This window comes from Cellulomonas algicola (assembly GCF_003851725.1).
Taxonomy (GTDB): Bacteria; Actinomycetota; Actinomycetes; order Actinomycetales; family Cellulomonadaceae; genus Cellulomonas; species Cellulomonas algicola.
This window is the reverse complement of the sequence record NZ_BHYL01000058.1, coordinates 1-8,051: the sequence shown is the minus strand read 5'-3', so window position 1 is coordinate 8,051 and position 8,051 is coordinate 1. Positions and strand designations below refer to the sequence as shown.

At 74.2% G+C, this 8,051-nt stretch carries 7 protein-coding genes and 1 pseudogene; 5 read left to right on the top strand and 3 right to left on the bottom strand.

Features of this window, described 5'->3' with window-relative positions:
• Together CTKZ_RS04370 and dxs are read right to left on the bottom strand one after the other, a co-directional pair.
• Positions 1-1,219 (bottom strand): pyruvate formate lyase family protein (locus tag CTKZ_RS04370; protein ID WP_307720285.1); only part of this gene is annotated, 1,219 nt, incomplete at its 3' end.
• 102 nt (positions 1,220-1,321) lie between these two features.
• Positions 1,322-3,220 (bottom strand): 1-deoxy-D-xylulose-5-phosphate synthase, encoded by a 1,899-nt coding sequence (gene dxs / locus CTKZ_RS04365; protein WP_124341798.1) that lies wholly within the window; start codon positions 3,218-3,220, stop codon positions 1,322-1,324.
• Positions 3,221-3,463: 243 nt separating this feature from the next.
• Here dxs and CTKZ_RS04360 point away from each other — a divergent pair, with 243 nt between their 5' ends.
• From CTKZ_RS04360 to CTKZ_RS04350, 3 genes are read left to right on the top strand one after another with little or no spacing between them, the layout of a single operon-like run.
• Positions 3,464-4,918 carry a GuaB1 family IMP dehydrogenase-related protein gene (locus CTKZ_RS04360; protein WP_124341797.1) on the top strand — a complete coding sequence of 485 codons (1,455 nt, stop codon included), beginning with the start codon at positions 3,464-3,466 and terminating at the stop codon, positions 4,916-4,918.
• Positions 4,919-4,923: 5 nt separating this feature from the next.
• A complete protein-coding gene (locus CTKZ_RS04355) occupies positions 4,924-5,613 on the top strand; it encodes a type 1 glutamine amidotransferase (RefSeq protein ID WP_124341796.1) in 690 nt (229 codons plus the stop codon).
• On the top strand, positions 5,610-6,299 hold the full coding sequence (locus CTKZ_RS04350) for an NUDIX hydrolase (RefSeq protein WP_124341795.1): 690 nt from the start codon (positions 5,610-5,612) through the stop codon (positions 6,297-6,299). Before CTKZ_RS04355 ends, CTKZ_RS04350 begins: the two co-directional genes overlap by 4 nt.
• Before the next feature lie 51 nt (positions 6,300-6,350).
• Here CTKZ_RS04350 and CTKZ_RS04345 read toward each other — a convergent pair whose 3' ends face one another.
• Positions 6,351-6,764 (bottom strand): hypothetical protein, encoded by a 414-nt coding sequence (locus tag CTKZ_RS04345; protein WP_124341794.1) that lies wholly within the window; start codon positions 6,762-6,764, stop codon positions 6,351-6,353.
• Between the two features lie 167 nt (positions 6,765-6,931).
• Here CTKZ_RS04345 and CTKZ_RS04340 point away from each other — a divergent pair, with 167 nt between their 5' ends.
• Positions 6,932-7,813 (top strand): aminoglycoside phosphotransferase family protein, encoded by an 882-nt coding sequence (locus CTKZ_RS04340; protein WP_124341793.1) that lies wholly within the window; start codon positions 6,932-6,934, stop codon positions 7,811-7,813.
• 37 nt (positions 7,814-7,850) lie between these two features.
• Positions 7,851-8,051, top strand: a pseudogene (locus CTKZ_RS21970) (arginase family protein); the annotation flags it as partial.

The window sequence follows — 8,051 nt, the reverse complement described above, 5'->3', positions numbered from 1 at the left end:
CGTCGGACTCGTACTGGACGGCCGAGGTGTCGATCGACACCTGCGCGCAGTACGCCTTGAACCCGGCCGGGAGCTGGTCGCTCCAGAACACCGTCATGTTCGGCTCGGGCGCCGGGCCCAGGTTGTAGAGCGTCTGCAGGTAGCGGAACGACGTCTTCGTGACGAGCGTCCGCCCGTCCTCGCCCATGCCGCCGATCGACTCGGTCACCCACGTCGGGTCGCCCGAGAACAGCGCGTCGTACTCCGGGGTGCGCAGGAAGCGCACGATCCGCAGCTTGATGACGAAGTCGTCGATGATCTCCTGCGCCTGCTCCTCGGTGATCGTCCCCGCGGCGAGGTCGCGCTCGAGGTAGATGTCGAGGAACGTCGACGTGCGGCCGAGGGACATCGCGGCGCCGTTCTGCTCCTTCACGGCGGCCAGGTAGCCGAAGTACAGCCACTGCACGGCCTCGCGGCCGGTCGTCGCGGGCCCGGAGATGTCGTAGCCGTAGGACGCGGCCATCTGCTTGAGCTCGCCGAGCGCGCGGATCTGCTCGGCGTTCTCCTCGCGGTCGCGGATGACGTCCTCGACCGAGCGCTCCATGTCGAGCTCGGCACGCTCGAGCTTCTTCGCGGCGATCAGCGCGTCGACGCCGTACAGGGCGACGCGGCGGTAGTCGCCGATGATCCGGCCGCGGCCGTAGGCGTCCGGCAGGCCGGTGATGATGTGCGACGAGCGCGCGGCGCGCACGGCCGGCGGGTACACGTCGAAGACGCCGTCGTTGTGCGTCTTGCGGTACTTGCTGAAGATCTCGGAGACGACCGGGTCGGGCTCGTACCCGTAGGTCTCGAGCGACTTCTCGACCATCCGGTAGCCGCCGTTGGGCATGATCGCGCGCTTGAGCGGGGCGTCCGTCTGGAGTCCGACGATGATCTCGTCGTCCTGGGCGATGTAGCCGGGGGCGTGCGACGTGATCGTCGACGGCGTCTTCGCGTCGACGTCGTAGACGCCCTTCTCGCGCTCCGCCGGGAACATCGCGCTGAGGCGGTCCCAGATGCGGGTCGTGCGGGCGGTCGGACCCGCGAGGAACGCGCTGTCACCCTCGTAGGGCGTGTAGTTGCGCTGGATGAAGTCCCGCACGTCGACGTGGTCGGCCCACGGGCCGACGACGAATCCGGTCCACGCGGCCGGGGTGGTGGCCTCGTCGTGGGCGGTGGCGGGGACTGCGGTGGTGGACATCTTCGCTCCTCCGTGCGGGTCGATACCTCGAACCTACGGAGCAAGTGATGGGATGTCTTGGGACCTTCGCCCCGGCCCTCGGGAGGGCCGTTGTGACGTGCGCTACTGTGCCGTCCCGGGCAGTCGGCCGAGGGCGGTGAGCACGTCCCGGGCCACGTCGTTGGGCCCCAGCCGGAGCTCCCCGACGAGCTGGTCGCGCGACGCGTGGTCGAGGAACCGGCGCGGGACGCCGACCGCCTGGACGGGCGTGCGGACCCCGACGTCGGTGCACCGCTGCCCGAGCAGCGCGCCGATGCCGCCGTCCACGACCCCATCCTCGATCGTCACGACGTGGTCGTGCGCGCCCGCGAGCTTGGTGAGCGCGATGGGGACCGGGAGCACCCAGCGCGGGTCGACGACCGTGACGCGCAGACCGTGCGCGGCCAGCACCTCACCGGTCGCGACGGCCGTCACCGCCATCGCGCCGACGCCGACGACGAGCACGGACGGCGCGTCCGCGTCGGCGCCGTCGTGCCGCGCGAGCACGTCGATGCCGTCGACCTCGTCGACCGCCGGCAGCGGGTCGCCCATCGCACCCTTCGGGTAGCGGACCACCGTCGGTGCGTCGTCGACGTCGACCGAGGTACGCAGCGCGTCGCGCAGCGTCGGCTCGTCGCGGGGTGCCGCGAGCCGCAGCCCGGGCACGATGCCGAGCATCGCCATGTCCCACATCCCGTTGTGGCTCGCACCGTCGTCGCCGGTCAGCCCCGCCCGGTCGAGCACGAACGTGACGCCGGCCCTGTGCAGCGCGACGTCCATGAGGACCTGGTCGAACGCGCGGTTGAGGAACGTCGCGTAGACCGCGACGACGGGGTGCAGCCCGCCGAACGCCATGCCCGCGGCCGAGGTGGCGGCGTGCTGCTCGGCGATGCCGACGTCGAACACGCGGTCGGGGAACTCGGCGGCGAACGGCGCGAGGCCCACCGGCTGGAGCATCGCGGCCGTGATCGCGACGACGTCCTTGCGACGGCGGCCGATGCGCACGATCTCGTCGGCGAACACGCTGGTCCAGCCGAACCGCGACGGCGCGAGCGGCAGACCCGTCTCGGGGTGGATCTGGCCGACCGCGTGGAAGCGGTCCGCCACGTCCTGCTCGGCGGGCGTGTACCCGCGGCCCTTCTCGGTGATGACGTGCACGATCACCGGCCCGCCGAACGCCTTGGCGCGGCGCAGCGCGTGCTCGACGGCCTGCTCGTCGTGCCCGTCGACGGGCCCGACGTACTTGAGCCCGAGGTCCTCGAACATCCCCTGCGGGGCGACGACGTCCTTGATGCCCTTCTTGAGGCCGTGCAGCGCGTCGTACGCGAACCGCCCCGGCGGGCCCGACCGGCGCAGCGTCTGCTTGCCCCACGACAGGACGTTCTCGTAGCCCTGCGTCGTGCGCAGCGTGTCGAGGTGGCGCGCAAGGCCGCCGATCGTCGGGTCGTACGACCGCCCGTTGTCGTTGACGACGACCACGAGACGCCGGTCCTGCCCGGCCGCGATGTTGTTGAGGGCCTCCCACGCCATGCCGCCCGTGAGCGCGCCGTCGCCGATGACCGCGACGACGTGCCGCTGGCCGCGGCCCTGGAGCTGGTTGGCCTTCGCGATGCCGTCCGCCCACGACAGCGCGGTCGACGCGTGCGAGTTCTCGACGACGTCGTGCTCGGACTCCGTGCGGCTGGGGTAGCCCGAGAGCCCGCCGCGCCGGCGGAGCTGCGAGAAGTCCGTGCGGCCCGTCAGCAGCTTGTGCACGTACGCCTGGTGCCCCGTGTCGAACACCATGGTGTCGCGCGGCGAGTCGAAGACGCGGTGCAGGGCGATCGTCAGCTCGACGACCCCGAGGTTCGGGCCCAGGTGACCGCCCGTGCGGGACACCGACTCGACGAGGAACGTGCGGATCTCCTCTGCGAGCCGCGCGACCTGCGTGCGGGTCAGGCGGCGCACGTCAGCAGGTGACGTGATCGACTCCAGCAGTGCCATGAGGCAGCCTCTCCTCCCGGTGCGGCGACGATGCCGCACGCTGCGGACGCCGAAGGCTTCGCCTGCACACTCTAGGTCCCGGAAGCACCTGCTCGCCGTCCGGGCAGGTCAGGGGCGCGGTCGGTACGGTGGAGGCTCGGTGAAGAACCCGCGCGCCGACGCCGCAGGTCCGGGCGCTGGACCCGGTCGTCCCCGGGACGCGTGCACCCCACCCGGTACCATCGATCGGAAAGGGGAACTCCCATGCGCTTCCTGCCCGGCCAGACTCCGGCCTCCGACCTCACCTACGGCGACGTCTTCCTCGTCCCGTCGCGTTCCGAGGTCACCTCCCGCTTCGACGTCGACCTCGCACCCGTCGACGGCACCGGCACCACCATCCCCGTCGTCGTCGCCAACATGACGGCCGTCGCCGGCCGCCGCATGGCCGAGACGGTCGCCCGCCGCGGCGGCATCGCGGTCATCCCGCAGGACATCCCGACCGACGTGGTCGCGGACGTCGTGTCGTCCGTCAAGGCGCGGCACACGGTCGTCGAGAGCGCAGTCGTCGTCGCGCCGCACGACACCGTGCACACCGCCCTCACGCTCATCGGCAAGCGGTCCCACGGCGCCGCGGTCGTCGTGCAGGACGGCCGCCCGGTCGGCGTCCTCACCGAGGCCGACTGCCAGGGCGTCGACCGGTTCACGCAGGTCGAGGACGTCATGTCCCCGCACCCGACGACCGTCGACCTGTCGGTCGTCGAGCAGGGGGGCACGCGCGGCCTCGAGGCCGCGTTCGAGCAGCTGCACGGCTCGCGCCGCCGCTTCTCCCCCGTCGTCCGCGACGGCGTCCTCGTCGGCGTGCTCACGCAGGTCGGGGCGCTGCGCTCGTCGATCTACACGCCGGCCGTCGACGACCAGGGCCGCCTGCGCGTCGCGGCCGCGGTCGGCATCAACGGCGACGTCAAGGCCAAGACGGCCGAGCTGCTCGAGGCGGGCGTCGACGTGCTCGTCGTCGACACGGCCCACGGCCACCAGCGCAAGATGCTCGAGACGCTCGGCGCGGTCCGCTCGCTCGACCCGCAGGTCCCGGTCGTCGCGGGCAACGTCGTCACGGCACAGGGCACGCGCGACCTGATCGAGGCCGGCGCGGACATCGTCAAGGTCGGCGTCGGCCCGGGCGCCATGTGCACGACGCGCATGATGACCGCGGTCGGCCGCCCGCAGTTCTCGGCGGTGCTCGAGTGCGCCGCCGAGGCCCGCCGGCTCGGCCGGCACGTGTGGGCGGACGGCGGCGTGCGGCACCCGCGCGACGTCGCGCTCGCGCTGGCCGCCGGTGCGTCGCAGGTCATGATCGGCTCCTGGTTCGCCGGGACGCACGAGTCGCCCGGCGACCTGCACGAGGACGGCGAGGGCCGCCTGTACAAGGAGAGCTTCGGCATGGCGTCGGCGCGTGCCGTCGCCGCACGCACGCGGGGCGGCTCGGCGTTCGAGCGGGCCCGCAAGGCGCTCTACGAGGAGGGCATCTCGTCCTCGCGCATGTACCTCGACCCGCGCCGTCCCGGTGTGGAGGACCTGCTCGACCACGTCACCGCGGGCGTCCGCTCGGCCGCGACGTACGTCGGCGCGACCTCGCTCGAGGAGCTCTTCGACCGCGCGACGGTCGGCATCCAGTCCGCGGCGGGCTACGAGGAGGGCCGCCCGCTGCCCGACGGCTGGTGACCGGCGTGCGCCCCGTCCTCGTCCTCACGCACGTCCCGCACGAGGGACCGGGACTGATCGCGGCCGGCATCGACGGGCCGCTGCAGATCCGCACGGTGCTGCACGACGCGGAGCCGCGGCTGCCCGCGCTCGACTCGCTCGGCGGCGTGGTCGTCATGGGCGGGCCGATGGACGCCGACGACGAGCGATTCCCGGGACTCGCGGCCGAACGGCGCCTGCTCGCCGACGCGGTCGACGCGGAGGTACCCGTGCTCGGCGTGTGCCTCGGCATGCAGATCCTGGCGCTCGCGCTCGGGTCACGGCTGCACCTGCGGCACGGCACGGAGGTCGGGTTCGCCGCCGTCGACGTCGTCGCCGAGGACCTCGTGCTGGGCGCGCTCGGTGACCGGCCGACCGTGCTGCACTGGCACTCCGACGCGGTCGACCTCCCGGCGGGCGCGACGCTGCTCGCGTCGACACCGGCCACGCCCGTGCAGGCGTTCCGCGCGGGCAGCGCGCTCGGGCTGCAGTTCCACCCCGAGGTCACCGTGTCGATGCTCGACCTGTGGCTGGGGACGCCCGACATGACGGCCGACCTGGAGCCCGAGGACGTCGACGCGATCCGCGCGGGAGGCGGGCAGCACCTGCCGGCCCTCGTTCCCGCCGCCGAGAAGGCGTTCGCCGCGTTCGGGGAGCTCGTCCGGGCGCGCGGATGACGGCCGATCCGACGACGCCCGCGGGTGCCCGGGCCGAGCTCCTCGAGCTCTGCGCCCGCGGGCTGGACTGGCGGGTCGACCCCACGCGGGTGCTGCCCGACGTGTCGGCCGCCCGACCCGCGGCGGTGCTCGTGCTGTTCGGCGTGCTCGACGCGATCGACGCGGGCACGGGCGAGGCCGCCGTCGCGCGTGACCTCGACGTGCTGCTCCAGCGTCGTGCGGCGACCCTCGGCCACCACGCGGGTCAGGTCGCGTTCCCGGGCGGGCGCACCGAGCCGACCGACCGCTCCCCCGCGGCGGCCGCGGTCCGCGAGGCCGTCGAGGAGACCGGCCTCGACCCGTCCGGTGTCGAGGTGCTGGGCACGCTGCCGCCCCTCGCCGTGCCGGTGAGCAACCACCTCGTGACGCCCGTCCCCGCCTGGTGGACGCACCCGTCGCAGGTGGCGGCGGTCGACCACGCCGAGACCGTCGACGTCTTCCGCCTCCCCGTCGCCGACCTGCTCGACCCGGCGAACCGCGCGAGCGTCGTGCACGAACGCTTCGGGGCGCGCGTGCGGACGCCCGCGTTCGTCGTCGACGACCTGGTCGTGTGGGGCTTCACCGGCATCGTGCTGAGCCGCATGTTCGACGCGCTCGGCTGGGCGGTGCCGTGGGACGTGCGCCGCGAGGTCCGGCCGCCGCGCTGACCAACGCCGCCCGCACGCACCGCACGTCCCGGCCGGACGACCGCGCCGCCGTCAGCGCCGGTCCACCTCGTCGAGCGCCACGACGCCGACCGCCTCCGCGTCGCAGAACGCGCCGAACGCGTGGGCGTACGAGTCGGCGTTCTCCCAGCCGGGCAACGCCGAGGCGTCGACGAGGACACCGCGTCCTGCGAGTCGGTCGCCGTCCGTCGCACGCGTCGTGCCGAGCACGGCGGCCTCGGCGTCCATGGTGGTCCCCGCGGGCCACACGACCCACGGGCGCGTGCCGTCGTCGAGCTCGAGCGTGAAGCAGCCGTTCGCCTCGACACGCAGGACGCCCTCGACGTCGCTCCGCTCGCCGGGGACCTGCCCGACGCTCTGCTGCGTGGGCATCCCGAAGCCGGCCTCGCTGTCGGTCCCGCACGCGGCGACGACCAGCACCGTCGCCGCGGCCCCCCCAGCACGCACCGCGCGCCGGATCCCGTGCGCCCGCGCTCCCGCCCGCACCGCAACCTCCCACCGACGGTCGCGCCGTCGCGCCCGTCGACCGCACCGTAGCCTGGCGGACCGACGGCCCGCGGTGGTTCACCGACCGATCCACCCCGCGGAGCACCGCACCGCGCGAGAGGAGCACCGTGACGCATCCCGTGCCCGAGGTCGAGGTCGACGAGACGCTCGTCCGGACGCTGCTGCGCGCCCAGCACCCCGACCTCGCCGACCTGCCGCTCGCGCCCGCCGGGACCGGGTGGGACAACGTCCTGTGGCGGCTCGGGGACGACCTGGCGCTCCGGTTCCCGGTCCGGTCGGTGTCCGCGCCGCTCGTCGCGCACGAGCAGAAGTGGCTGCCGGTCCTCGCGCCGCGGCTGCCCGTGGCGACGCCGGTCCCTCTCCGCGTCGGGATGCCGGGCGACGCGTACCCCTGGGCGTGGAGCGTCGTGCCGTGGTTCCACGCCGATCCGGCGTGGAGCGTGCCGGTCACCGACCGGACCGCGTGGGCCGGCGACCTGGCCGAGGTGTTCGTCGCGCTGCACCGGCCGGCGCCGGCCGACGCACCGGTCAACCCGTTCCGCGGCGTCCCGCTGTCCCCCGACACGACGACCCTGCGGGAACGGCTCGACCGGGTCGCGCTCCCGGAGGCCGACCGGGTGCTCGAACGCCGTGCCGAGCTCGCCGCCGCACCCGCCTGGGACGGTCCCGCGTTGTGGCTGCACGGCGACCCGCACCCCGCCAACCTGCTCGTGCGCGACGGCCGGCTGCACGCGCTCATCGACTTCGGCGACGTGACCTCGGGCGACCCGGCGTCGGACCTGGCGACGGCGTGGCTCACGTTCGACACCGACGGGCGGCGCGCGTTCCGCGAGCGCGTGGACGCCGCCTGCGGCTGGGACGACGCGACGTGGCGACGCGCGCACGCGTGGGCGCTGCATCTCGCGGTGGTGCTGCTCCAGCACCCCGTCGACCACCCGCACCTCGCGCAGGTCGGACGACGCGCGCTGGCCGAGGCGCTCGTCGACTGACCGGTCCGTGTCGGGCCTCGTCCGTACGGTGGCCGCCATGAGCACCGCGCCTCTCGGACTCCTCGGCGTGCCGTCCAGTGCCGCCGCCCACGCCCCCGGGCTCGAGCGCGCGCCCGCCGCGCTGCGTGCCGCCGGGCTCGTCGCGGCGCTGACGGCCGCCGGGCGCGACGTCGTGGACCACGGCGACACGACGGTCGCGCGGTGGCGGCACGACGCGCCCGTGCGGACGGTCCCGCAC

Coding starts and splice junctions, on each gene's coding strand:
- CTKZ_RS04350 (WP_124341795.1), top strand. CDS start 5,610: ATGACGGCCGATCCGACGACGCCCGCGGGTGCCCGGGCCGAGCTCCTC.
- CTKZ_RS04360 (WP_124341797.1), top strand. CDS start 3,464: ATGCGCTTCCTGCCCGGCCAGACTCCGGCCTCCGACCTCACCTACGGC.
- dxs (WP_124341798.1), bottom strand. CDS start 3,220: ATGGCACTGCTGGAGTCGATCACGTCACCTGCTGACGTGCGCCGCCTG.